Source organism: Burkholderia sp. BCC0419 (genome assembly GCF_902830285.1).
Taxonomy (GTDB): Bacteria; Pseudomonadota; Gammaproteobacteria; order Burkholderiales; family Burkholderiaceae; genus Burkholderia.
In genome coordinates this window covers 375,715-397,244 of record NZ_CADESR010000002.1, presented here as the reverse complement: position 1 = coordinate 397,244, position 21,530 = coordinate 375,715, and the positions used below count along the sequence as shown (strand labels likewise).

The 21,530-nt window shown below is 62.5% G+C and carries 21 protein-coding genes and 2 riboswitches; of the genes, 5 read left to right on the top strand and 16 right to left on the bottom strand.

The window, feature by feature from the left end; genetic code table 11:
- Positions 1–41: 41 nt before the first annotated feature.
- Positions 42–698, bottom strand: a complete 657-nt coding sequence (locus tag HWW87_RS15350; protein WP_175820990.1) for an urea amidolyase associated protein UAAP2 — start codon at positions 696–698, stop codon at positions 42–44.
- An 11-nt stretch (positions 699–709) separates the two neighbouring features.
- A complete protein-coding gene (locus HWW87_RS15345) occupies positions 710–1,465 on the bottom strand; it encodes an urea amidolyase associated protein UAAP1 (protein WP_175820989.1) in 756 nt (251 codons plus the stop codon).
- A 57-nt stretch (positions 1,466–1,522) separates the two neighbouring features.
- Positions 1,523–1,654: riboswitch (guanidine-I (ykkC/yxkD leader) on the bottom strand.
- A gap of 440 nt (positions 1,655–2,094) precedes the next feature.
- A riboswitch (guanidine-I (ykkC/yxkD leader) is annotated at positions 2,095–2,219 on the top strand.
- Between the two features lie 139 nt (positions 2,220–2,358).
- On the opposite strand from HWW87_RS15345, the gene HWW87_RS15340 reads away from it, so the two are divergent.
- On the top strand, positions 2,359–3,381 hold the full coding sequence (locus tag HWW87_RS15340) for an ABC transporter substrate-binding protein (protein WP_175820988.1): 1,023 nt from the start codon (positions 2,359–2,361) through the stop codon (positions 3,379–3,381).
- Positions 3,382–3,537: 156 nt separating this feature from the next.
- On the opposite strand, the gene HWW87_RS15335 is transcribed toward HWW87_RS15340, so the two are convergent.
- The gene (locus HWW87_RS15335; RefSeq protein ID WP_175820987.1) at positions 3,538–4,458 is read right to left on the bottom strand and encodes a proline dehydrogenase family protein; all 921 of its coding nucleotides are present in this window, start codon (positions 4,456–4,458) and stop codon (positions 3,538–3,540) included.
- A gap of 492 nt (positions 4,459–4,950) precedes the next feature.
- Positions 4,951–5,244, bottom strand: a complete 294-nt coding sequence (locus tag HWW87_RS15330) for a DUF1330 domain-containing protein (RefSeq protein WP_174432578.1) — start codon at positions 5,242–5,244, stop codon at positions 4,951–4,953.
- Between the two features lie 63 nt (positions 5,245–5,307).
- Between HWW87_RS15330 and HWW87_RS15325 the strand changes: the two genes are divergently transcribed.
- Positions 5,308–5,766, top strand: a complete 459-nt coding sequence (locus HWW87_RS15325) for a MarR family winged helix-turn-helix transcriptional regulator (protein ID WP_175820986.1) — start codon at positions 5,308–5,310, stop codon at positions 5,764–5,766.
- A 307-nt stretch (positions 5,767–6,073) separates the two neighbouring features.
- On the opposite strand, the gene HWW87_RS15320 is transcribed toward HWW87_RS15325, so the two are convergent.
- The 5 genes from HWW87_RS15320 to HWW87_RS15300 form a co-directional block, all read right to left on the bottom strand.
- A complete protein-coding gene (locus HWW87_RS15320; RefSeq protein ID WP_175820985.1) occupies positions 6,074–6,559 on the bottom strand; it encodes a hypothetical protein in 486 nt (161 codons plus the stop codon).
- Positions 6,556–6,789: a hypothetical protein gene (locus HWW87_RS15315; RefSeq protein ID WP_175820984.1), complete on the bottom strand. Its 234-nt coding sequence runs from the start codon at positions 6,787–6,789 to the stop codon at positions 6,556–6,558. The genes HWW87_RS15320 and HWW87_RS15315 overlap by 4 nt, the downstream gene beginning before the upstream one ends.
- Positions 6,790–7,252: 463 nt before the next feature.
- Positions 7,253–7,657: a hypothetical protein gene (locus HWW87_RS15310; RefSeq protein WP_175820983.1), complete on the bottom strand. Its 405-nt coding sequence runs from the start codon at positions 7,655–7,657 to the stop codon at positions 7,253–7,255.
- A gap of 8 nt (positions 7,658–7,665) precedes the next feature.
- On the bottom strand, positions 7,666–7,974 hold the full coding sequence (locus HWW87_RS15305) for a hypothetical protein (protein ID WP_175820729.1): 309 nt from the start codon (positions 7,972–7,974) through the stop codon (positions 7,666–7,668).
- Positions 7,975–8,316: 342 nt separating this feature from the next.
- Positions 8,317–9,438 carry a sensor histidine kinase gene (locus tag HWW87_RS15300; protein WP_175821478.1) on the bottom strand — a complete coding sequence of 374 codons (1,122 nt, stop codon included), beginning with the start codon at positions 9,436–9,438 and terminating at the stop codon, positions 8,317–8,319.
- A gap of 421 nt (positions 9,439–9,859) precedes the next feature.
- Here HWW87_RS15300 and HWW87_RS15295 point away from each other — a divergent pair, with 421 nt between their 5' ends.
- Positions 9,860–10,975 (top strand): alpha/beta fold hydrolase, encoded by a 1,116-nt coding sequence (locus tag HWW87_RS15295; RefSeq protein ID WP_175820982.1) that lies wholly within the window; start codon positions 9,860–9,862, stop codon positions 10,973–10,975.
- 33 nt (positions 10,976–11,008) lie between these two features.
- Here the strand turns inward: HWW87_RS15295 and HWW87_RS15290 are convergent, their stop codons facing one another.
- The 6 genes from HWW87_RS15290 to HWW87_RS15265 all read right to left on the bottom strand — a co-directional run bounded on the left by HWW87_RS15290 (position 11,009) and on the right by HWW87_RS15265 (position 17,701).
- Positions 11,009–12,778 (bottom strand): histidine kinase, encoded by a 1,770-nt coding sequence (locus HWW87_RS15290; RefSeq protein WP_175820981.1) that lies wholly within the window; start codon positions 12,776–12,778, stop codon positions 11,009–11,011.
- 84 nt (positions 12,779–12,862) lie between these two features.
- Positions 12,863–14,275, bottom strand: a complete 1,413-nt coding sequence (locus tag HWW87_RS15285) for an HD domain-containing phosphohydrolase (protein WP_175820980.1) — start codon at positions 14,273–14,275, stop codon at positions 12,863–12,865.
- Between the two features lie 121 nt (positions 14,276–14,396).
- Positions 14,397–14,849, bottom strand: coding sequence for a GNAT family N-acetyltransferase (locus HWW87_RS15280; protein ID WP_175820979.1), 453 nt, complete (start codon positions 14,847–14,849; stop codon positions 14,397–14,399).
- Between the two features lie 393 nt (positions 14,850–15,242).
- Positions 15,243–15,647 (bottom strand): hypothetical protein, encoded by a 405-nt coding sequence (locus HWW87_RS15275; protein ID WP_175821477.1) that lies wholly within the window; start codon positions 15,645–15,647, stop codon positions 15,243–15,245.
- Between the two features lie 169 nt (positions 15,648–15,816).
- The gene (locus HWW87_RS15270; protein ID WP_175820978.1) at positions 15,817–17,055 is read right to left on the bottom strand and encodes a dicarboxylate/amino acid:cation symporter; all 1,239 of its coding nucleotides are present in this window, start codon (positions 17,053–17,055) and stop codon (positions 15,817–15,819) included.
- Positions 17,039–17,701 carry a GntR family transcriptional regulator gene (locus HWW87_RS15265; RefSeq protein WP_175820977.1) on the bottom strand — a complete coding sequence of 221 codons (663 nt, stop codon included), beginning with the start codon at positions 17,699–17,701 and terminating at the stop codon, positions 17,039–17,041. Before HWW87_RS15265 ends, HWW87_RS15270 begins: the two co-directional genes overlap by 17 nt.
- 148 nt (positions 17,702–17,849) lie before the next feature.
- Between HWW87_RS15265 and HWW87_RS15260 the strand changes: the two genes are divergently transcribed.
- Together HWW87_RS15260 and HWW87_RS15255 are read left to right on the top strand one after the other, a co-directional pair.
- Positions 17,850–18,314, top strand: coding sequence for a GNAT family N-acetyltransferase (locus HWW87_RS15260; protein WP_175821476.1), 465 nt, complete (start codon positions 17,850–17,852; stop codon positions 18,312–18,314).
- A 940-nt stretch (positions 18,315–19,254) separates the two neighbouring features.
- On the top strand, positions 19,255–20,421 hold the full coding sequence (locus tag HWW87_RS15255) for a porin (protein ID WP_175821475.1): 1,167 nt from the start codon (positions 19,255–19,257) through the stop codon (positions 20,419–20,421).
- Between the two features lie 71 nt (positions 20,422–20,492).
- Here HWW87_RS15255 and gcvA read toward each other — a convergent pair whose 3' ends face one another.
- Complete coding sequence (gcvA, locus tag HWW87_RS15250; RefSeq protein WP_175820976.1) at positions 20,493–21,425, bottom strand: transcriptional regulator GcvA; 933 nt, start codon at positions 21,423–21,425, stop codon at positions 20,493–20,495.
- Between the last annotated feature and the right edge of the window lie 105 nt (positions 21,426–21,530).

The following is a 21,530-nucleotide window of genomic DNA, read 5'->3' as shown; positions in this document are numbered from 1 at the left end:
GTACTCCGGCCCCATGCAAAGCAAGTGAGCGTGGGGGCAGTTCATTCCGCCTCCCACACCATCAGGCGCACGGGCGTCGGGTTGTAGCCGTTGCACGGATTGTTGAGTTGCGGGCAGTTCGAGATCAGCACCGTGACGTCCATCTCCGCACGCATCTCGACGTACTTGCCGGGCGCGGAGATGCCGTCCTCGAACGTGAGGCCGCCGAGCGGCGTGACGGGCACGTTCATGAAGAAGTTGACGTTGCCGACCAGGTCGCGCTTGGTGAGCCGCGCGCCGGCGCCGCACGTGCAGTGCGCGATCGCGTTGAGGAAGCTGTCGCGGCAGTTGTGCATGTAACGCTTGTCGAGCGCATAGCGCACCGTGTTGCTCTCGGCCGCGCACGCGCCGCCGAGGGTGTCGTGGCGGCCGCACGTGTCGGCGACGATCGTCGCCATCGGGTTGCCGCGGCTCGAAATGAGCACGCTGCCCGCGCTCAGGTACAGGTTGCGCTGCGCGCGGATCGTGTCCTGCGCGCTGTAGCGCTCCTCGGGATCGTCGGTGCGGTAGAACAGCGTGTCGACGGCCTGGTTGCCTTCCAGGTCGAGAATGCGGAAAGTCTGCCCGCACTTCAGGTCGTGCAGCCACGGGTCGCCCGCCTTCAGCGTGATGTCGTGGATCGCGTCGCGCGGGTCGAGTCGGCTTTCGGTGATCGGCATGGTCTCGCTCCTCATGCGAACAGACGGTCGGTGTTGGCGAAGCCGCGCGTGTTCTCCGCGCACGCGCGCCGGCACGGGTCATCCTCGGGCGCCGCGCCATCAACCGGATACGCGCGGTACGCGATCAGCTTCACTGCTTTCGGCGCGTAGTCCGGACGCGGATCGAGCGGATGCGGCGCGGTCGAGAACGCCGCGAGCGTATTCATCTCGAAGCGCAGGTCGAACGCACTGCCGGCCGGCGAATGTCCGGCGACGAATTCGAGCGCGCCGTCATCGCGCGTGTCCAGCTTGCTGAAGAAATTGACGTTCGCGGCGAGGTCGCGCGCCGACAGCCCGTATTTCGCGAGCTCGAGCACGAGGCTGTCGCGACCGTTGCGGATCATCGCGTTGCGGTCGGCCTGGTATGAGGACGCGCCGTACTTGTGCGCGAACAGCCGCGCATCGCCGACGCCGCCGAGCGGATCGTGCCAGCCGAGCGTGTCGGCCGTGATCGACGCGATCACGCGCCCCATGTCCGTGTACAGCGCATGGCCGCGCGTCAGATGCGCGGTGTGTTGCGCCTTCAGCGTATCGGCCATGTTGTAGCGTTCGAGCAGGTCTTCCTGGCGATGAAAGACGGCGGACAGGTTCGCGCCGCCGTCGACATCGACGACGCGCAGCGCGAGACCGCGGCGCAGAATGCCGGACCAGTGGGTTCCGGCGGGAATCAGCGTTTCCCACGCGACGTGTGGCGGCGGGGCAAGGACGGCTTGGGGGCTCGGCGACATGGCGGCTCCGGGGTCGGTTGGATAAAAGGCGTGAGAGGGCGACCGAACGACATCGCGACCTCCCGGGCTTTTATCCCTCCGTGGAGCCTCGCCGTTTCCTCTCATCGAGGCGAAGGCAAGACCGGATTGCTCTCGGACCAGGCATCGCGCGGCGCACGCCGCACGACCGGAACCCTAGCGATCCTGAAGATGATGCAAATTGCTTCGCACCTCTCGGGCAACGAATAAGCGAGTTGCATGCCAGCCGCCGCCCGATGACCGCAACACGCGGCCCGGCGGCCCGGCGGCGCGATGCCGCGCGGCAAGCGAATGGCGGACGCATGCGCTTGCCCTCGCGGCGGGCGCGCGGCGCACCATGCACACGCAACCGCGCACCGGCGCAGTGCGCGTCGCGGGCTTGCGCACCGCGCGATCCGCGATGGCATGGGCATTGCTGAACCCATGCACCGTCACCTCATACCTGCTCCTTCATGAACAAGCTCGACCTGCTCCGGCGCGCACTGCACGCGCTATTCGCCGCCCGCTTCATCGAACTTCAGCGCACCCTGCGCCGCCGTTGAGTCGCATTGCCGCGCGCCGTTGGCACACTTCTCGCTCGGCATGACGCCGAGAGGTGCGGCGGCGTCGCATCTTAGGGGTGCTAGGGTTCCGGTTCATCATCGAACGTCTGGTCCGAGAGCAGCCCGGCGCGGGTTCGTCCGATCGCAAGACCGGATGCGCACGTGCTACACGGCGGGACAAAAGCCCGGGAGATCGGCGATGGCAACGGCCGTCGCGCCTCTCCGTGGCCGCCTGTTCGTTCCGCATCCGCAGGAACCGGTCACGCAGTCGGACGGTGCGCTCGCGCACGGTCCGTATCGACGATCCCGATCCCGGTCTCCTGGAGAACAACGATGACCCGTCCCGCCCCGGCGTTCCGCCGCCTGCCGTCCTTCCGTTTCATCCGTCATGCATTGGGCGCGGCCGCCGCGGCTGCCGCGCTATGGGCGGCGCCTGCCGCGCAGGCTGCCGCACCGCTGAAGATCGGCTACAGCGACTGGCCCGGCTGGGTCGCCTTCCAGGTCGCGCTCGACAAGGGCTGGTTCAAGGAGGCCGGCGTCGACGTCGATTTCGAATGGTTCGATTATTCGGCGTCGCTCGACGCGTTTTCCGCAGGCAAGCTCGACGCGGTCGCGGCGACCAACGGCGATGCGCTGGTGACGGGCGCATCCGGCGCGAAGAACGTGATGATCCTGCTGACCGACTATTCGGCCGGCAACGACATGATCGTCGCGAAGCCGCCGCTGCGCACCGTTGAAGCGCTGAAGGGCAAGAAGGTCGGCGTCGAGCTCGGCCTGGTCGACCATCTTCTGCTCGAAACCGCGCTGCAGAAGCACGGGCTCAAGGACAGCGACGTCACGCTCGTGAATGCGAAAACCAACGAGTTGCCGCAAGTGCTCGGTTCGTCGACCGATATCGCGGCGGTGGCCGCATGGCAACCGAACGCCGGCGAGGCGTTGAAGCGCGCGCCGGGCGCACGCGCGATCTTCACGTCGGCGGATGCGCCGGGGCTGATCTACGATGCGATCACCGTCGCGCCGGCGAGCCTCGCCGCGCGCCGGGCCGACTGGGCGAAGGTGGTCAAGGTCTGGTATCGCTGCGTCGCGTACATCAACGATCCGAAGACGCAGGCCGACGCGGTCAAGATCATGTCGGCGCGCGTCGGGCTCGCGCCGGCGCAATACCTTCCGCTGCTGAAGGGCACGCACCTGCTCGACGAGGCGGCCGCGAAGCGGGTGTTCCGCAAGGGCGACGGGCTCGATTCGATCTACGGCTCGACGCGCAACGCGAATGCGTTCAACGTGCGTAACGCCGTGTACAAGCAGTCGCAGGACGTCGACGCGTATATCGATCCGCGGTTCACCGACGCGCATTGATGGCAGGACGCCCGCCGGCGCGGCGACGTACTGCGTCGCGTCGGTGGGCAGCTCTGGGCCGGTCGCATGATTCGTACTGTAGTGCTCTCGGAAGCTGCCGTTCGAACCGGGACCACCGATCCGGTCGGTCCCGATCCAAAGTGCGTGCTGTAACGGCTAGCGAGTCCGATCGCGACGTATCATCGCCGACAGGATATATCCGGCAATTCGTGGGTTCTCCCTGATTCGTCGTGTGCTGTAGCCATACCAGTCATGACCATATGGCACATAGATGCGCACGTTAAATCCTTCCGAAAGCAAAGCGTCACGCAGCGGTTCGCACACCCCCAGCAACATCTGGAACTCGAATCCTGACCTGTCGACCTGCTCGCGTTGCAGCCAGTTGGTTAGCGATTCGATCAATCGTGCGTCGTGGGTTGCAATGCCCACGAATGATCCCGCCTGAATTGCACTCGATACGTGCCGAACAAAGTGCGCGTTGATCGCTGTCCGATCCCTCGATGCACCGGCGACGAGATGTTCATTTGCCTCTGCATAAATTCCCTTGCAAATACGCATGCGGCTCTTGCGAGCCTTGAGCGGAACGATGTCATCGTCCGTACGCATCAAATACGCTTGCAGCGCGATTCCGATTGGATATGCGTCGGCTTCGAGCTTCAAGAACGCGTCGAGTGTTTTCTGGGTGCAACTGATGTCCTCCATGTCGATGCACGCGCTGATTCCCTGCGTCGTCGCCGCTCGTAGAATCAACACGACGCGCGCCATGCATGCGTCTTCGTCGAGATGCAACCCCAGCGCGGTCAGTTTGATCGACAGCTCGGCGGGCTCGTTTTGCGCGCCAAGCGCTTGAACGAGATCGAGATAATCGCGAGTCATCGACTCCGCCTGAGCTGCCGTCGACGCAGTCTCGCCCAACACATCAACGGTCGTTCGGAAGCCTGCTGCATGGAGCGCTTGGACGCGCGCGCAGGCATCGGAAAGCGTTTCGCCAGCGATGTAGCGGCGCGAAATCTTACGGATCAGCGAACGGGGGACGAGCGGGATGGCGTGAGCCGCCATCGCATTGAAAATACGCATGTTGTGGTCTCGTGAAAATGCAATCGCACGAATCTAGACGCGATAAGTCGATTCGAGCGACATCCCCGGACTGTTATTGACAACAGGTCCGGGACGAATGCCGAGGCGGATGCAATCACTGCATCGACACCGGCTTTCGGTGCATTTTCGAGGGAGGCCAGGCAGCTGCGTACATTGTTTGAGTGGGGTTTTTTGCAGTTCGCTACGGATTGGTCAATGCCTGTTTTCGTTTGTCAGGCTGGCACCGCAAATCGTAGCACGAGCGAACGAACGGTGATCATGGGCCGATGCGCGATGCGTCGAGGTTGCGATTATAGACAATTGACGCGCTCCTGCCGGACGTCTCATATCGGCCGGATGTCGCCCGACGCCTTCGGCTGTCGCCGACGACGGGTTGAATCCGCAGTCGAACCCGGTCGATTGGCATCGGGTGACAGCCGACTGGCGGATGCCGACCCGTTCCGGGCCGTCACGCCTGCCGAACGCGGTCACTCAAGCGGGTGTTTCGACGATGAACATCCGCGCTTGCTGGGCTTCCCGACGTTCGGCCTTGATTGGCGCATACCGCTCGGAATTGTAGAAGGCCAGCGCTTGAGCGAGCGTCGGAAACTCGAACACGCCGGCCATCGGCAGCGGCGCCTCATCCCCTTCCAGACTCTGCGCAACAGGACCGAAATGCAGGATCTTCCCGCCCGCCTCTGTGAGCGCCGCTTGAAAGCGTGGAGCGAGAGCAGCCTGCTTGGCGAAATCGATGACGCGGAGGTTGACGTGTACGTATGCTGGCATTGTGCCCTCAATAATAATGCATATACAGTATTATTCAAGAACAGGACTGTCAAGGAGGTACACGTGAACGGTTTCGATCCAGAATCTTTGAAGGACGTCGCTGCGGAGTGTCCGGGCTTCCAGGCTCGAGCAACGGCGCGTGCACTCACGCGTTACTACAATGCCCGCTTCAAACCGCTCGGGCTGACGGCCGAGCAATTCAGCCTCCTGGTTGGGATCGGTGCGGCCGAGGGAGCGACGCTCGTCGATCTTGCCGATAGTGCCGGGGTCGATCCGACTACCCTCAGCCGAAATGTTCAGAACCTGGAGAGCAGAGATCTGGTCAGCGCTACTGGCGGACGCGGCCGTGCTGGAAAGCGGCTTGCGCTGACGACATCCGGGCGTCGACTCATGGTCGATGCGCTTCCGGTGTGGAACCGGGCCAGGGCGGAACTCGCCAGTCGCATGGGCGATGAAATGCTTCATTCAGCAAATCAAGCGATGGCGGAGTTGGCCAAGGCTACGGAACTCTCGTCCACTTAACCGGCTTTACGACGATGACCGTTTCTGTCCAGTCGTGGCCTCTCGCCATCGCGACCGTAGGTCGGATGGCGAATTTCAAGCGATCGCATGCGGGCTGCGGTGAACTCATCAGCCAAAGCGACTTTTCCCGGTCACAGGAGCACGTAACCCACGGCAGCACCTGCAATCGTCACCCCGATGATGCAGCAGTACCTGCGCCTTATCGGATAAGGCGCAACGTACAAACCCACGCCAAGACCTACGCTCAGGCTGTCCGGGACCGACACCCTATCGATCATGCTTCACATGCATTTCGATGTTGATTGACTTACTTCTCGGCCGCTGCTTGAATCTCTTGGCAAAAGTCCTTCAGAGTTCCAGGGCATTGTTTGTCCGCATTTCGGGCGATCCGCCGCAACCGTTCTGCCGGGACTGTAGCGTCAACATGCCGAACAATGAACGTGCGGAAAGCTGGGTCCGACGCGATCATCGGTTCCAACTGCTGAATAGTGCCCCAGTGATCTGCGAGCAAAAGAGTGTTTGATTCGCTGAACCCTTCCGCGACTGCCCCATCGTCACAAATTGCGAACTTTCGAAATTGTCGATGCAACTGCTTCCACGACGTGGCGGCATCAGAAACAGCCTCGGCCCTCCGAGCTTGGTCTGAAGTGCAAACGTTGGGCCCGGCGAGCGCCGTTGACGAGTAGAAAATGGCGACAAGCCATAGTGCGAAGTAGCGACGTGTCGCTTGGAAGGTTGCGGCGTCGACCGACGGAAAGTGGGCGCTTTGCGTCTCATGACCAATCCCGTTCACTCGGACGCCTCCTCGATAGCCTTTAAAATTATTTGTGGGTCGTCAATTACACTCTCGTCGCCGGAAAAACGCGACATTTCCATATGTCCATCGTCGAAGACGTCGATCTCGATACGCTCACCTGGCACAGTTATCGAGATCAGAATGGTGTCCGGGCGATGCCGGCCCAATGTATAAAAGAGGCGGCGTTCGTCGAGGCTGCTGAGCAATTCGTACAAGGGATGCGCCATATGTCCTCCGTCACGGTCAGCAGATCATGACAAACCCGAAAATGACACGGTAGGTCGATTCGTTCACGTAGCGGTCTCCGATCGACATATCGAGGAAATGGGAAGAACGTCCAAAATTCGATCAACGAACCCATACAGTCACAATCTAGACTGTCGACCGCAACTGGCGTGTCGGGGTTAGCACTACGTGGCGGGTTGTGCCCGCAGCGCTACGCCCATGAGCTAAGACAGGCCCCTGGTCGCTGCCGATTCCCCCCTGCACCTGGCCAAACGGCGAACTTCGCGCAGACGCGTCCGACCCACTGGTAAACTCGGGCGGCCAAAGCAACTTTTCCCGGTCACATGAGCACCCAACCCACGGCAGCGCCTGCAACCGTCACCCCGATGATGCAGCAGTACCTGCGGCTTATCTGACAAGGGTCGGCGTACAAGGCTACGCCCGCCATTTCGAGGAGCCGTAAGCTCAGTCCCTCAAGAACCTCGACTCCGGGCAAACCCACGGCCGACCATTACCGATGAAGAAGATGTATCGAGCACCATGTTCTGAAATCGATTTTTTCGCATCCGGCCTTCGCAAGAAACAAATTTTAACCGCCTTAGCAACTACACCTGCCCGTGCTTTCAAGGTCGCACTTTCTAGACTTCCTTCGACTGCTTCAAGGCGGCCAAATCTGTATCCAATTGCCATGTAGAAGTGGGCGACTGCAACAACGAATAGACAAATGCCCGCGCCCCCAAACGCTACCCCTCCCACCGAATCACCGGTGATGCCAAAGTACGTAATAGCGCGCTCCAATGCGTAGCTACCCAGCAAGGTAGATGCCAGACCCATGATCGCGTAAGCATTTGCACGTAACTCTGGTTTCATTCGTTGCCTTACGTTTGCTGACGCCCATTTCCAGAGGCCTCGGCTTTCCAGTCGAGCAGTAATTCGGCGACGCGCTTGGAATGTCCCGGATTCGAGTCTAGGCCCATACTCTCAGTAGTAACGTTGTCGAGGTATGCCGCAATGAGCGACGCGTCCATTCCCTCCTGCAACATTGCGAAGACCTTTGGCAGATACCCATGATATTCGTTGCGTGCTGCTGGACAGGTTGCGACGCCGATCGGATCCCATACGTAGTACAGAACCTCATCCACTCGCCTGTACAGCTCTGACTCGGTATCGGTCAATTTCCGCCCCATCGTACCTTTCCTTGTGTCGGCGCGCGGCCGTTGACAGACCAGACAGGAATTGTCAGCGATCTAGGTGCCGCCGTCGACCGGCCGCTCGTGGCCGGTAGCAACCGGCCGTGACCGCCGGAAACTGGCCGGACGGCATACTTCGCGCTCCCGCATCATGGCCGCTGGTAAACTCGGGTAGCCAAAGCAACTTTTCCCGGTCACATGAGCACCCAACCCACCGCAGCACCTGCACCAGTCACTCCAATGATGCAGCAGTGCCTGTCCGACAAGCCCCCAAGTCGAACCGCCTGAAGTCAACCCGTCCCCGGGTCCGCGCTCCCCGCCTCACACTCCTCACACTCCTCACACGCTTCTCGGCAGCCGCACCGCGAATACCGTTTCCGTCTGATCGGACCGCACGTCAATTCGGCCGCGATGCGCGTTGGCGATTTCCCTGGCGATGAACAAGCCGAGCCCCAGGCCGGCATCGTCACCCGTCCTTCGCGTGCGATCGTCCCCGCGCTCGAGCGGATCGAAAATGCGGTCGAGCGTGCGCGGATCCATGGCCGGCCCGCTGTTGCCGACCTCGATGACCACTTCCGCGCCGATCGACGCGGCCACCACCCGCACCGGTGTATCGCGCGCCCCGTACTTGACGGCATTGCCCACCAGATTGCTCAGCAACTGCTGCATCCGGCGGTCGTCCCAATCACCCCGGAGATCACCGCGCATATCGACGGTAATTTCGCGATCGGGATGACTTGCCCGCAACTCGTCCACCACATTGACGAGCACGTGCGCGAGATCGATATCGCTGGGAACGACGTTGATGCCCAGCCCGAGCTGGGTTCGATTGAAATCGCAGAGATCATCGAGAAGGCCCTGCATGCGACCACCGCTTCTGATCAGCCGAGCGGCGGCATCCGATACTTCCTCACCCGCATGGAGGGCAGCAAGATACGACGCCGTGAGCTGGATGGTCTGCAGCGGCGTGCGCATGTCGTGACTCAGCATGCCGAGAAGCAAGTTGCGAGCCTGCTCGACCTGTTCGGTAAAAAAAGCGACGGATTCCGCCAGCGCTTGATCGATCGCCTCGTTGAAGCGAATCACGTCGTCCATATCAGCCGGGCCCGGCTGACTCGCGTCGATCCACAAACGCAGCACGCTGGCGCGCAGCGCACGATACTCGGCCGCCAACTGGTTGATGTTGAAGCCCCCCCGGGCGCGCAGGACGGCATGCGTCTGGGCGGCCGTCTCCCGGGTATTCACCGGCTCGGGCGCGCGCCCCAGCGATTTTTCGTATTGCGCTTGCCTCGTTTGCGGCGTCGCGATGTCCTTGGCGACGGCGGTCAGGATCTCGCGCGCGTGGTCGCGTAGCCCGAGCGAGTTCATGTTCCTCGCGGCCGGTAACAGCGTGGCGGCAAACGCTTCCCACTGCACCAGGATCGGTTCCATGTTCCGTACGATGAAATCAGCAAGCCGCATGTCGCCCCTCACAACGAAATGAACGGTGTACGCTTCAGTCGAATCGCACGATATCACGTGAATAACGGCGTCAGCCGGCGCTTCGATCGTCGCCGTCGTCGTTTCCGGCTGCGCGGGCGGTGAGCGCCGAGCGGCAGCTTCAATCGACCGAGTCAGCCGGTCAATGTCGACCGCCGGGCGCGGCATTCGGTGCCTTTGAACGATACGCTACCGGATCGGCGGTAAAGACAGGACCGAAGCGAACTTCGATTCGCACGCACGTCACGTCGGGCGGCTAGCATCGCCGATAATCGGTGCGACGCTGTCCGATTGCCGCGGCACCGGCAGCACGAACCTTGCGCCGCGCTCATTCGACTTTCATTCCGACGCCGGATTCGGCCGCATTTTCCTGCCACGGCCGGCCGCCGGCACGAAATTGCACATGCCCAGGAAAAAATCCAGCCTCTGGTTGCGGCCTCTCGACCTGTTCTCCCTCGCGACCGGCGCGCGCCCGAAGAAGCAGGCCGGCAGGTCGCGGCCGGCCGTCAAAAAGGCCACCAAAAAGGTCGCCCAACGGACCGTCAAGCCGGCCGTCATCGCCCCTGCCGCCAAACGGACAGGCACCGCGCACGCCACCCGCGCCCCGTCGGCCCGGCCACCCGGCACCTGGCTCCGCTCGTTTCATTCCGCCGGCCCGAGCGCCGGCCGGCTCGTGAACCATCTTGCCTATGCGCTGTACCTTCCCGCCGCCCCTGCCAAGACAGCAGGCATGCCGGCCGTCGTCATGCTGCACGGCTGCAAGCAGACCGCCGAATCGTTCGCCGCGGGCACGCGCATGTGCCGTCTCGCGGAGCGCTCCGGGTTCGCCGTGCTGTTTCCCGAGCAGGCCAAGACGGCCCATGCGCACCGCTGCTGGCACTGGCATGGCGACGCGACCGAGTCCGAAGCCGCGGCCGTTGCGTCGCTGGTCGACGCCATCGTGCAGCGCCACGGCTTCGATCGCGACCGGATCTACGTGGCCGGCATGTCCGCCGGCGCCGGGCTCGCCGCGGCGCTGGCGCTACGGTATCCCGACCGCTTCGCGGCGGTCGGCCTGCACTCGGGCCCGGCCATCGCGCCGCCGTCGTCGACGATGGCCGCGATGAGCCTGATGCGCCGTGGTATCCGCGACGATCCGATCGATGCGCTCGACGCGTGCGCCGACGTCGCGTCCTATCCCGGCATGCCGGCTCTCGTCGTGCACGGCGCACTCGATACGGTCGTGACCGACCGGAACGCGACGCAGCTCGGCATCGCGTTCGCGCGACTCAACCGGCTAGTCGACGAACACGGTGCGATCCGCGTCGGCGAACAACGCAGCTACGCGCAGGACGATGCGGACTACATCGATTATCTGAAGGGTGGGCGGCTGATCGTCAGGGTCTGCGTCGTGCGCGGGCTGCGGCATGCATGGAGCGGCGGCGATCCGGGCGAGCCGTTCCATTCCGCCACGGGGCCGGACGCGACCGCGATGTTCTGGCATTTCTTTCGTCGTCAGCGCCGCAAGCGATTGGCGTGACACACGACACCCGCGCCGGCCGCGGCCATGTCGTCATGCCCGTTGCTCCAGCGCTACCGCGTTCGCGCGGTCGCCGGCACGCCGAACCGGCAACCGTATCCGGAAAGTCGTGCCGCGTCCCGGCTCGCTGGTCACGTCGATGGTGCCGCGATGGCGCTCGACGATGCCGTGCGATACCGACAGCCCGAGCCCCGTGCCCTGCCCGACCGGTTTCGTGGTGAAGAACGGATCGAAGATCCGCCGGACGACGTCGGGCGTCATGCCGGCGCCGGTATCGCTGATCGCGATCGATACCTGATCGCCGTCGCTCGACGTGCGGATCGTGATCACGCCGCGCTCCGGAATCGCCTGCGCCGCGTTGACCAGCAGGTTCATGAAGACCTGGTTCAACTGCGACGGCAGGCATTCGACGTGCGGGACATCGCCGTAATCGCGCACGATGTCGGCCTTGTATTTGAGTTCGTTGTGGACGACGTTGAGGGTGCTCTCGAGGCCCGCATGCAGATCGACCACGCTCCATTCGTCGCTGGCCGGGCGCGAGAAATCGCGCAGGTCCTGCACGATGCGTCGCACGCGCAGCGCGCCGTCGATCGACTCGTCGATCAGCATCGCGATCTCGTCGCGGACGTAGTCGAGATCCGCCGTGCGGTGCACGGCCGTCAGCGCGTCGCGGGTAGCCGGATCGAGCTGCGGCAACGCGGCTTCATGCGCCGCGACCACGTCGAGCAGGCTGCGCACCCACGTCTTCAACGTATTGAGGTTCGCGCTGACGAAGCCGATCGGATTGTTGATCTCGTGCGCGACGCCGGCCGCGAGCTGACCGATCGACGCGAGCTTTTCCGACTGCAGCAATTGCTCGTGCGTTTCCTCGAGCGCATGCAGCAGCCGCCGCTGTTCGTCCTTCTCCTGTTCGAGCAGCGCGTGCGCGGCCTTGCGTTCGTCGATCTCGGTCGCCATGTTCTCGCGCGTGCGTTGCAGCATCTGCGTCGTCTGCTCGTAGCTATGCAGCGCGCGTTCGAGTTCGCTCGTTCTCAACCGCACGAGCCGTTCGAGCGTGTCGGTCATCCCGCGCAGGAAAGTTGTGCGCGCATCGAAACGGGACACCAGCAGCGTGACGACCAGCGTCGCCATCGTAAACAACGCGACCGTCGTCGCGAGCCACGGCGCGTCGACGCCGTTCGCGGCGCCGCACCGCGCATCCGGCGCGAAATGCGCGGCCGCCATCGCGGTGTAGTGCATGCCGGTAATCGCGATGCCCATGATGACGGCCGCGCCGATGCGTTGCGCGGTCGCGTGGTGCGCCTCCTGCACGCGCAACGCCTGCGCGATCCATAGCGCGGCCGTCGACGCGATCACCGCAATGCCGATCGACGCGGCGAACAGCGCGGCATCATAGCGAATGCCGGGCTGCATGTGCATCGCGGCCATCCCCATGTAGTGCATGCCGGCGATCCCGCCGCCCATCAGCACGCCGCCCGCCCACAGCCGCCACCAGGCCAGCCGTGCGCGCGTGACGACGGTCAGCGCGAAATACGATACGAGCACCGCGATCGCCAGCGAGGCGCCGGTTTCCTGCCATGCATAGCCGAGCGGCACCGGCAACGAAAACGCGAGCATGCCGACGAAATGCATCGACCAGATTCCGGTGCCCATCGCCGCCGCGCCGCCGCCCAACCATGCGCGCTTGAGCTTCGGATTGTCGAGCAGCGAAATGAACGCGGCGAGGTCGAGCGTCGTATAGGAGGCCAGCGTCGCGATCGCGAGCGACAGCAGGACGAGCGGAAGGTTGTAGATGCCATGCATGATCGGACGCCCGGAACGGGTTGAATGCATCGCCGCGGTGCGGGCGGTCGCGCGCACCGCGGCCATCAGGCCGACGTTTCGATGTCAGGCCGGCGGCGCACCTGCGTTGGGAGCGTGCGCCTGCCCGGCCGGACGGGCCAGCACGAGAATGTCGAACGGCGTGCCCTCCCGCGTCTCGAAGCGGCGTACGAGCTCGATCTGGTGCGCGGACATCACGCTGCCTTTCGTCATCAACAACACGCCGCGATGCGTGCGCAGATCGTCGGCGAGCTGCATCCCCTCACGCAGTTGAGGCGACCGGATTTCCGCGACGGACGCCGCGATGCCGAGACTCGCCGGATCCCGCATCAACTCGATGAAGCGCGCGACCAGTTGCGGGTCGTAACGCACGCTCGCCTGCGAGCGCAACACGTCGATCGCCTGCTCGATCGAATGCGGCGCACCGATTTCGCCGTTGCGCAGCCCTTCGAAATCGCGCGCGATCGCGACGATCCGCGACCCGACCGGGATCGCGTCGCCGACCAGGCCGTCCGGCGTGCCGCGGCCGTTGAAGCGCTCGTACTGGTGCAGCACGATCGACGCGACCTTGTGCAACTGGGCGACCGGCGTCAGCACCATCTGCGCGCGCAACGGATGCTCCTGGAACACGCGGCGCTCGTCCGTCGTCATCCGCGCGAGCGGCTTGTGCAGCACTTCGTCCGGCAGCGACAGCTTGCCGATGCCGTGCAACAGCCCCGCGAAATAGACGTCCTGCGCGTGCAGTTCGCTCATCTCGGCCGCCAGCGCGAGCCGGCGCGCGATCTCGCCGACCCGCATCGCATGCCCGCTCGCAGCCCCGCAGCGCAGCTCGATCATGCTCGCGCACACCTGAACCATCGCCGTGAAGCTGCTTTTCAGGTCGCGTTGCGCCGCTTCGAGAAACATCACCGTCTGGCCGAGCTCTTCGGTGCGCGCGCGAACCTGCGTTTCGAGGTCGGTATTGAAACGGCGCAGCGCTTCGTTCTGCGCTTCGGTCAGCGCCGCCAGCCGGGCCGCTTCGTGACGCAGACTGCGCTGCTCCAACGCCTGATCGATGGTCAGCAGCAGGTCGTGATCGTCCCACGGCTTGTTCAGGTAGCGATATACGCCGCCTTCATTGACGGCCTGCATGACCGACGCGATCTCCGCATAGCCGGTCAGCAGAATGCGCATCGTGTCCGGGTACAGCACCCGCGCGCGCGCCAGGAATTCCGCGCCGCTCATGTGCGGCATCCGCATGTCGGACACGATCAGGTCGATTTCGGTCGACGCCAGGATCTCGAGCGCGGCCTCGCCGCTGTCGGCGGTCACGATGTCGTAGCCGGTGGGCCGGAACACGCGCCTGAGCGCCGACAGCACGTTCGGTTCGTCGTCGACCAGCAGGATCGACGGTACGCGGGCCGCCTCGCCGGATGCTGCTGTCGCGTCCGCGGTTTCGGACGGCGCGGCATTCACGTCGTTTGTTGCAGATGTCGTCATAATCGGCCTCGGATCAATTATTCACACCCTCTCTGCAACATCGGCCGATTCCGCGTTTTCCACATCGGTGGAAACGCTAATGCGTGCGTGTCGATTTCAAGCGGATTGCATCACGCGAATGCTACGTCGTTGCCGTGCCCGGTTCGCGCCGGTAGTAGATGTCCCATTCCGCTTCGTCGGTTCGCACGAAGCCGTGCCGTTCGTAGAAGCGGTTCGAGTCGCTGCCGCGCAATGCGCCGACGCGAACGGGCATCCGGTGTTCGTCGGCTTCGGCAAGGATCTCGCGCAGCACGGCGCCGATGCCCTTCGCCTGATGCGCGGGCACGATGTACAGGTGGTCGAGCAGCCAGTGATCCGCCATCGGGCGAAGCGTGTAGAAGCCCACACGCGAATACTCGGCTTCGATGAAACGGCATAGCGCCGGGTCGAACGACGCGAGAAACCGGTCGCGCGCACGCTGCGGATCGAAACGGCCGATGCGTTCGAGGCTGTCGCGCATCGCGGCGATGCGGATCGCGACGAGGGTGTCGGCGTCGGCGTGCGTGACGGGGAAGAAGGTCACGGTTATTGTCATTGGCTGGCGGGATGCAGGGGAAGCAAGCGCGCGGCTTGGCGGTGCAGAACCACCCGGCATTGAGGACGAGTGATCTCCCCAGTGCACCTTGATGCCTTGCGCTCGCGTGAACTGACTCCGGACATCTTCGCTCGACGGGAACTTCAGCGCGGCACGCCTCTCCTTGATCGGAGGGCGTGCAGCAAACGAACCGATGCGATCGGCTCAATGAATAAAAAGCGCTGGCCGATGAACTGACCAGCAAATTGGTTCTGGCGATCCGAGGTTGATGTGTGCCAGAACCATGTGCGTTGAACGGCGTACGCGTATAGGACAGACGGGCATGTCAAACGATCGGCCCCGCCGATCGGGGCTTTTCCTGCTCGAACCCGCGTAACAATCTGTGATCGCAGTTTAGGCCAGGCTAACCGATGCGACCAGGTCTGCATCCACGCCCGTCAACCTGAACGCATCGACGAGCTTCGGTACTTCCCATGTTGCGATCATCGCTTCAGTCGGCAGATAGTCAGGATCGGCGGACGCAACCCCGACCCACACGCCTTGGGACACCTGCCTGCCATGGAGATAAAAGTGCAGCTCCCGGCCAGCGCGTTCGCACGTACACCTGATTCTCTCCACCGATTGGCCCAATCTTCTAATCCGTGCGACCTGGTTGCGATCCAGCTCGAACATGGCACTCATCACCCCGTCGCAATCGCCGATGCCAAGCATGTTGCTGTCATCGGTAAATGTCCACGACGGATGCGGCGTGCCCAAGCGCAGCATGAAAAAATCTGCGGACTCTGAACCAATCATCATGTTTCTCCTGCAACGATACGCCGTTCTACTAACTGTAAATTGATAAAGACGCTCGCTCATCCAGTCTCGTCTCCTCGCCGTGCCCGGATGCTCGAGTGGACGTACGCCAGCGTCTTGCAATGGGCACACGCAACCTTGAAACGCGCAGCGCCCGTCGCTTCCGGAGCATCTATACGCTTGCCTGGCGAGGCACGGTTTCCTCGGCCATACTGTCCGAACCGGACAGCCTCACCGCAACAGCAGCGGCCGCCGTGCTTCCGTAGACGTTGAGGGCGGTTCTCCCCATGTCGAAAAAGGCGTCAACGCCCAACAGCAGCAGCACCGCATCGGCCGGCAATCCGATCGACGTGAGCACGATGGTGATGGCGACGATCGCGCCGGAGGGCACATTGGCTGCGCCGTCGATGGTGATGATCGTCAAGATCAAGATCGTGATCACCAGCGGCCAGGACCAGACAAGGTGATAGGCGTCGGCCAGATAACCGACCGCAAGGGCCGTGTAGAGCACCGCGCCGTCGCGATTGAAAATATAGGCCAGCGGCAAAATCGTGGACGCCACGCCGTAGGGCACGCCCAATTCAACCAGCTTCTTCAGGTGCAACGGATAGGTAATTTCAGACGAACGCGTCGTGAAACCGAGGATCAGTGGTTCCTTCACCTTCCTGAGCACGGCGAGCGGCGACTGACCGGCGACGCGAATGACGATGGTGAGTACGACCGCCAGAACCGCCATGCCGAGATAGGCCACGCCCAGAAGCTCGACAAGCGAGTGCGCGCCCGCAAAGCCCTTGGCTGACAACAACTGCGCGATCGCGGCGAAGATCGCGAGCGGCGACCATGCGATCACCCACTGGATCATCTTGAACAGCCCCGACAGCAGCGCCTCGAAAACGGCAATCGCAGGCTCGGCACGCTCCGGCGCAGCCGACAATGCCGCGCCGAAAATGACGCCGAAAACGAGCACCGGGAGAGAATTCCCGGCAGACAGCGCAGCGACGATGTTGGCGGGGATCAGATCAACGAGGAATTTCGTCCAGTCGATGCTGGACGCGAGCGCTGCGGGCATCGATCCAGAGTGAGTCACGCTTGCCCCGAGACCCGGTCGAAATACGAAGTTGAGCAGCAGGCCGAACGATGCAGCCAAGCCAGTCATGAAAACGAAGAAGCCGATACTGGACAGGGCGACCTTTCCGAGCCGCTCGCGAAGCCTGCCCGCACGAAAGACCCCGACCGTGACCGACAGGAAGATCAACGGCATGACGACCATCTTGATCGCGTGGCCGAACATCGTGCTCAGAAAGCCCAGCTTCGCGGCAAAGCCCGGCGCAAACACGCCGCAAGCGACGCCCAGGACGAGTCCGCCAAACATTTGCATCGGGAGGGAAAGCCCTTTATTTTTCGTGTTCATGCCGTGCCTTTAGCAGTTTTATCCGTGCCGGCGTACCGTCAACGATGTGATTCCACATATGCTGACGTGCAAGCTCGCCGTCGTTCGCTTCGATTGCGTCAAAGATATTCAGGTGCTCGATCGTGCCGCGCCGAACGGTTTCCGCGTCGCCACGCGGGAGTTCGTTCAGGGCCAAGGTCTGGGCCCGCAATAGACCATACGCCGATGAGATTCGTACGTTCCGTGCGGCAGCAAACAACTCTTGATGAAACACCCAACCGATACGTTGCTCGAGCATGATGTCCGAGACGTCTCGGTCAACCAGTTCCTGCATTTTTGCTGCCGCCTCGCAAAGACCTGCCGTTACGCCCGATCTCGCTGCAAGAAACGCTGCGGTACTCTCCAGGGCCAGCCGCATTTCAAAAATTTCGCGGAGATCGCTGGTAGTCGGCGACGCGACATAGGTGCCACTCTTTTCGATCACGACGACCAGCCCTTCGGACTCGAGCAAATGCAATGCGCTGCGCACCGGCATTTGGCCGAAACCCAGTTCGTCCGCCAGGCCTCGGTGGGATACTTTCTGCCCAGGCGCAAGGCGGCCGTCAAAGATCCTCGATCGGATCTCGTCGTAGGCCAGTTCTGCATCTGTCGAGACTTTCGACGTCATCTGTGATCGCAGTTAGCGTATGATTCAAAAACGAAGCTGATAGGAAATTACCCTTACTGGCCATGCCCGGCAACTGCTAATTTTGCGAGTGGGCATGCCGAAAGAGAATTGGAAGAAAATCTGCGTCACGAAGAGAGCCGATAATTATATGACTTCACAAGATGTGCGCTTTACCATCTGCGCCGTCCGTGCGGAAGAAACCTATCCCCTCAGGGCCGCAGTCTTGATGGCTGGAGATGAAGAGGGAAGCGCTCTACACGGAGACCACGCCCCAACGACAATGCATTTTGCCGTTCGTGACAACGAGAATATCGTTGCTGTGGCATCGGTGTGTAAAGAAGAGCAATCCGGCGTTTCGAACGCTGAAGCGTGGCGCCTTCGCGGCATGGCCGTCCATCCGTCGGTACGTGGCCTGGGATTCGGACGCCTGCTGGTCAATCTGTCCCTTCGCCATGTCCGCGAACAGCGCGGCACCCTGCTCTGGTGCACGGCGCGCGAATCGGCATTCCAATTCTATGAAATGCTCGGCTTTGATCGCGATCCGATACCGATTTCAATGCATGGCCGCGACGACATGAAATTCTATCTAATGCAGCGCAAGATCGAGGGCTGATTTCGGCTGAGACCGACGCTCGATCGCAATCGGGGGCCGATACCGGGCGCTGGCTGCCGGCCCGGAAACACTCGTTCGCCCAGCATCCGCATTAGCCGGTTCGCCCGCGCGCAAATCGAGATCGCGGGCGACGGCGGCTGTCGCAACGCCTGCGTCATTCAGCGCACCGCCGAACAGTAGCGCCATTCGCTTGTCTCGCGAGTTTCCGGCCAATATGGACGGATATTCAACAATCGCCTTTTCCGTTTCGATTATTGCAATCCGGGAGCAAATGAAACGGTTACCAAGAACGAACCTTGGCGACCGATTTTCAGCGATGAATCTCGGCTTGCCGAACGACCGAAATCGGCCGGTGCTGCGCAATCAACGAGACCTGCCAATCGATACTTTCCTCTCTGATTATCGGTCGTCGTGGCGGCCCCTGCAGTTGGATATCGCCCTCACACCCACCTAGCCCGCATTCGCTTACCGTTGCCGACATCATCAGCGTGATGGCGCGGACTTCGGTAACACGTCGTCCTGCCAATTCTTATAAGGGAAATCCCGTAAGGCGCCCAGCAATCAGACGAGATTAACTTATATCAAACAAATTTTGACGGGAATTTATGTTCCTGATATGGTTTTTACACTTGCAAAGTGCGGCCAGGCTGTATTGGCGCACGTCGCCAGTAGCTGAACCGGACGCTTGGTCAGTCCGCAAGGATGGCCGGTATTTCCAGCCCGTTTTTTGTCGAAGGTGGAGCATGGTCCGGTTTCGCCAACGGAGCAAGGAAAATTGTAAGGATCACGAAATGAGCGAATTTGGCATGCCGATTTGTAGAACATGACGCCGGCCGTCGCGACCGAGACGACGCGCAGGCCGTGCGCCGTCACCTGCATTCGAATACGAAAAAAGCCGCTTCAATCCATCCCGAAACCCACTCCTGACAGTGAAATGCAGATGAAAAACAAAAAAATCAACATCAGCGTTATCGCTGTTGCCGCCTTCGCAGCATCTTCGGCAGCAATGGCACAGTCGTCCGTCACCCTGTATGGCATGCTCGATGCAGGTATCGGCTACACGTCGAACATCAATGGCCACAGCAGGTTCGGCCTCGATGGCGGCGCCGCGGGTTCGAACAAATGGGGCCTCAGGGGGCAGGAGGATCTCGGCGGCGGCCTCCAGGCGGTATTCAAGATCGAGAATGGTTTCAACATCGCGACAGGCGGCATAGGCGGCCAAGGGCCGATCGGCTCCACGCGTTCGCTGTTCAACCGCCAGGCTTACGTGGGCCTCGCGTCCAATCAGTACGGCGCCTTGCGCATGGGGCGCCAGCTCGACGCCGTGACGGAAATGGTTCAGGTCCTGACGGGTGACGCCATTTCGGCGTCGACGTTCTCGACTCCGGGCGACGTCGACAACAACGACAACACGACGAACCAGAACAACGCGGTGAAGTATATTTCGCCGATCATCCACGGCTTCCAGGCTGAAGCCGCGTACTCGTTCGGCGGCGTGGCCGGTGCAACGGGTTCGGGGCAATCATGGTCGGCGGCCGCGACCTACGCTCAAGGTGGCCTGACGGTCGCCGGCGGCTACTTTCGTGCGGCCAACCAGGGCGAGAACGGATGGTTGAACGCAACGGCACAACCGAGTTTCGGCGGCGCGCTGGGCTATCCGAGTTCGGGCTACAACGGCGGCAATGCGTTCAAGAGCGCGGGCATCGCGCAAGTCGCCGCGCAATACGAGGTGGGTCCGTACACGGCTGGCCTGCGCTACTCGAACGCCCAGTACAAGGGCAACGATGGCCAGCCGTCGATCCACTTCAACGTGCTGGGTGCGCTGCTGCAGTATCGCGTCACGCCGGCGCTGTCGCTGGCGACGGGTTACACGTATGTCTACGGTTCCGCAGCGACGCCCACGCAAGCTGCCGAAGGTCGCACGATGGCCTCGATCCACCAGATGTCGCTGGGCGCAACGTACTCGCTGTCGAAGAGTACCGCGCTGTACGCGATGGGCGCCTACGTCCATGCCAAGGGCGCGCAGGCTTCGGCTGCCGACTTTGGCAACACCTCATCGGGTGGCAACCAGGTTCAGGTCAACATCGGCATGTTCCACGGCTTCTGATCGCCGACGCGCAAATCCGGAGTAGTGGCCGCACTACTCCGGCGTTGTGCCGCGCCATCTGATCGGCGAACCTAGCCACCCTCCTGACTCGCCATGCCTTCCATCCACGCCTCGAACGCGGACACGGCCGCATCGTCGGCGCGATCGGCGTTCGTCACCAGCATGTAGTCGTCGGCACGCCACACAGGCGATGCGATGGGACACACGAGGCGCCCTTCGGCGAGATCGCGCCCGATCAGCGGCAGCGACGCCAGCGCCACGCCGAGCCCCTCGATGGCCGCGCCAAGCTGAAGATTCACGTGATCGAATTCGACATGGCGCGCGGCCCGCAGATCGGCAGCACCCGCTTCCTTCAACCAGTGCGACCACGCGGAGCGCGTCGTGGCCGAATGCAGCAGCGTGTGATGGCGCAGGTCGGTCACGCCCTGTATCGGATGCTGGCGCAGCAAGGCGGGATTGCAGGCCGGTACGCGCAGGTCGGGCATCAACGGGCGCGACACGACGCCCGCGCCTTGCTCGGGACCGGAGCGAACACCGATATCGAAAGCGTCGGCGACATAGCGCAGCTTGCGCGATGTCGTCGACACCCTGACGTCGATGTCGGGGTACCGCGAATGGAAATCGGCGAGCCGCGGCAACAGCCAGCAAAGCGCAAAGCTCATCGGCACGTTCACCCGCACGACGCCCGATATCCGGTGCGTGAACGGGTTGTGGCGCAGCCGCACCACCGCGGTACCGAGGCGCTCGAACGCGTGGCTGACGTCGTTCAGCAATGCGGCCCCTTCGTCGGTCAGCACGACGCCGCGCGGACGACGGTCGAACAACGGCAGGCCGAACCAGTCCTCCAGCAGCCTGATCTGTTTTCCTACGGCCCAGTGGGTGACGTGCAGTTCTGCCGCAGCACCGGCGAAGCTGCCGTGCCGCGCGACCGCATCGAAAGCGCGCAGCGCATTGAGCGGGGGCAACTCGTCCCGGTGCTTCGCGGCACCTCGGCTTTCGTTCATGACGTGACTTTTTCTCTCGGTTGACGGGATTTTAGCTCAATTGAAATGGCTGGCATCCCGGTCATAAAATTGACACGTCGAGCCTGAAAACCATACCGCGAGCGG

What these genes read in the sequence shown, in the direction of transcription:
- HWW87_RS15350 (WP_175820990.1), bottom strand. Translation starts at nt 698, where the DNA reads ATGCCGATCACCGAAAGCCGACTCGACCCGCGCGACGCGATCCACGAC.
- HWW87_RS15345 (WP_175820989.1), bottom strand. Translation starts at nt 1,465, where the DNA reads ATGTCGCCGAGCCCCCAAGCCGTCCTTGCCCCGCCGCCACACGTCGCG.
- HWW87_RS15340 (WP_175820988.1), top strand. Translation starts at nt 2,359, where the DNA reads ATGACCCGTCCCGCCCCGGCGTTCCGCCGCCTGCCGTCCTTCCGTTTC.
- HWW87_RS15335 (WP_175820987.1), bottom strand. Translation starts at nt 4,458, where the DNA reads ATGCGTATTTTCAATGCGATGGCGGCTCACGCCATCCCGCTCGTCCCC.
- HWW87_RS15330 (WP_174432578.1), bottom strand. Translation starts at nt 5,244, where the DNA reads ATGCCAGCATACGTACACGTCAACCTCCGCGTCATCGATTTCGCCAAG.
- HWW87_RS15315 (WP_175820984.1), bottom strand. Translation starts at nt 6,789, where the DNA reads ATGGCGCATCCCTTGTACGAATTGCTCAGCAGCCTCGACGAACGCCGC.
- HWW87_RS15310 (WP_175820983.1), bottom strand. Translation starts at nt 7,657, where the DNA reads ATGAAACCAGAGTTACGTGCAAATGCTTACGCGATCATGGGTCTGGCA.
- HWW87_RS15305 (WP_175820729.1), bottom strand. Translation starts at nt 7,974, where the DNA reads ATGGGGCGGAAATTGACCGATACCGAGTCAGAGCTGTACAGGCGAGTG.
- HWW87_RS15300 (WP_175821478.1), bottom strand. Translation starts at nt 9,438, where the DNA reads ATGCGGCTTGCTGATTTCATCGTACGGAACATGGAACCGATCCTGGTG.
- HWW87_RS15295 (WP_175820982.1), top strand. Translation starts at nt 9,860, where the DNA reads ATGCCCAGGAAAAAATCCAGCCTCTGGTTGCGGCCTCTCGACCTGTTC.
- HWW87_RS15290 (WP_175820981.1), bottom strand. Translation starts at nt 12,778, where the DNA reads ATGCATGGCATCTACAACCTTCCGCTCGTCCTGCTGTCGCTCGCGATC.
- HWW87_RS15285 (WP_175820980.1), bottom strand. Translation starts at nt 14,275, where the DNA reads ATGACGACATCTGCAACAAACGACGTGAATGCCGCGCCGTCCGAAACC.
- HWW87_RS15280 (WP_175820979.1), bottom strand. Translation starts at nt 14,849, where the DNA reads ATGACAATAACCGTGACCTTCTTCCCCGTCACGCACGCCGACGCCGAC.
- HWW87_RS15275 (WP_175821477.1), bottom strand. Translation starts at nt 15,647, where the DNA reads ATGATGATTGGTTCAGAGTCCGCAGATTTTTTCATGCTGCGCTTGGGC.
- HWW87_RS15270 (WP_175820978.1), bottom strand. Translation starts at nt 17,055, where the DNA reads ATGAACACGAAAAATAAAGGGCTTTCCCTCCCGATGCAAATGTTTGGC.
- HWW87_RS15265 (WP_175820977.1), bottom strand. Translation starts at nt 17,701, where the DNA reads ATGACGTCGAAAGTCTCGACAGATGCAGAACTGGCCTACGACGAGATC.
- HWW87_RS15260 (WP_175821476.1), top strand. Translation starts at nt 17,850, where the DNA reads ATGACTTCACAAGATGTGCGCTTTACCATCTGCGCCGTCCGTGCGGAA.
- HWW87_RS15255 (WP_175821475.1), top strand. Translation starts at nt 19,255, where the DNA reads ATGAAAAACAAAAAAATCAACATCAGCGTTATCGCTGTTGCCGCCTTC.
- gcvA (WP_175820976.1), bottom strand. Translation starts at nt 21,425, where the DNA reads ATGAACGAAAGCCGAGGTGCCGCGAAGCACCGGGACGAGTTGCCCCCG.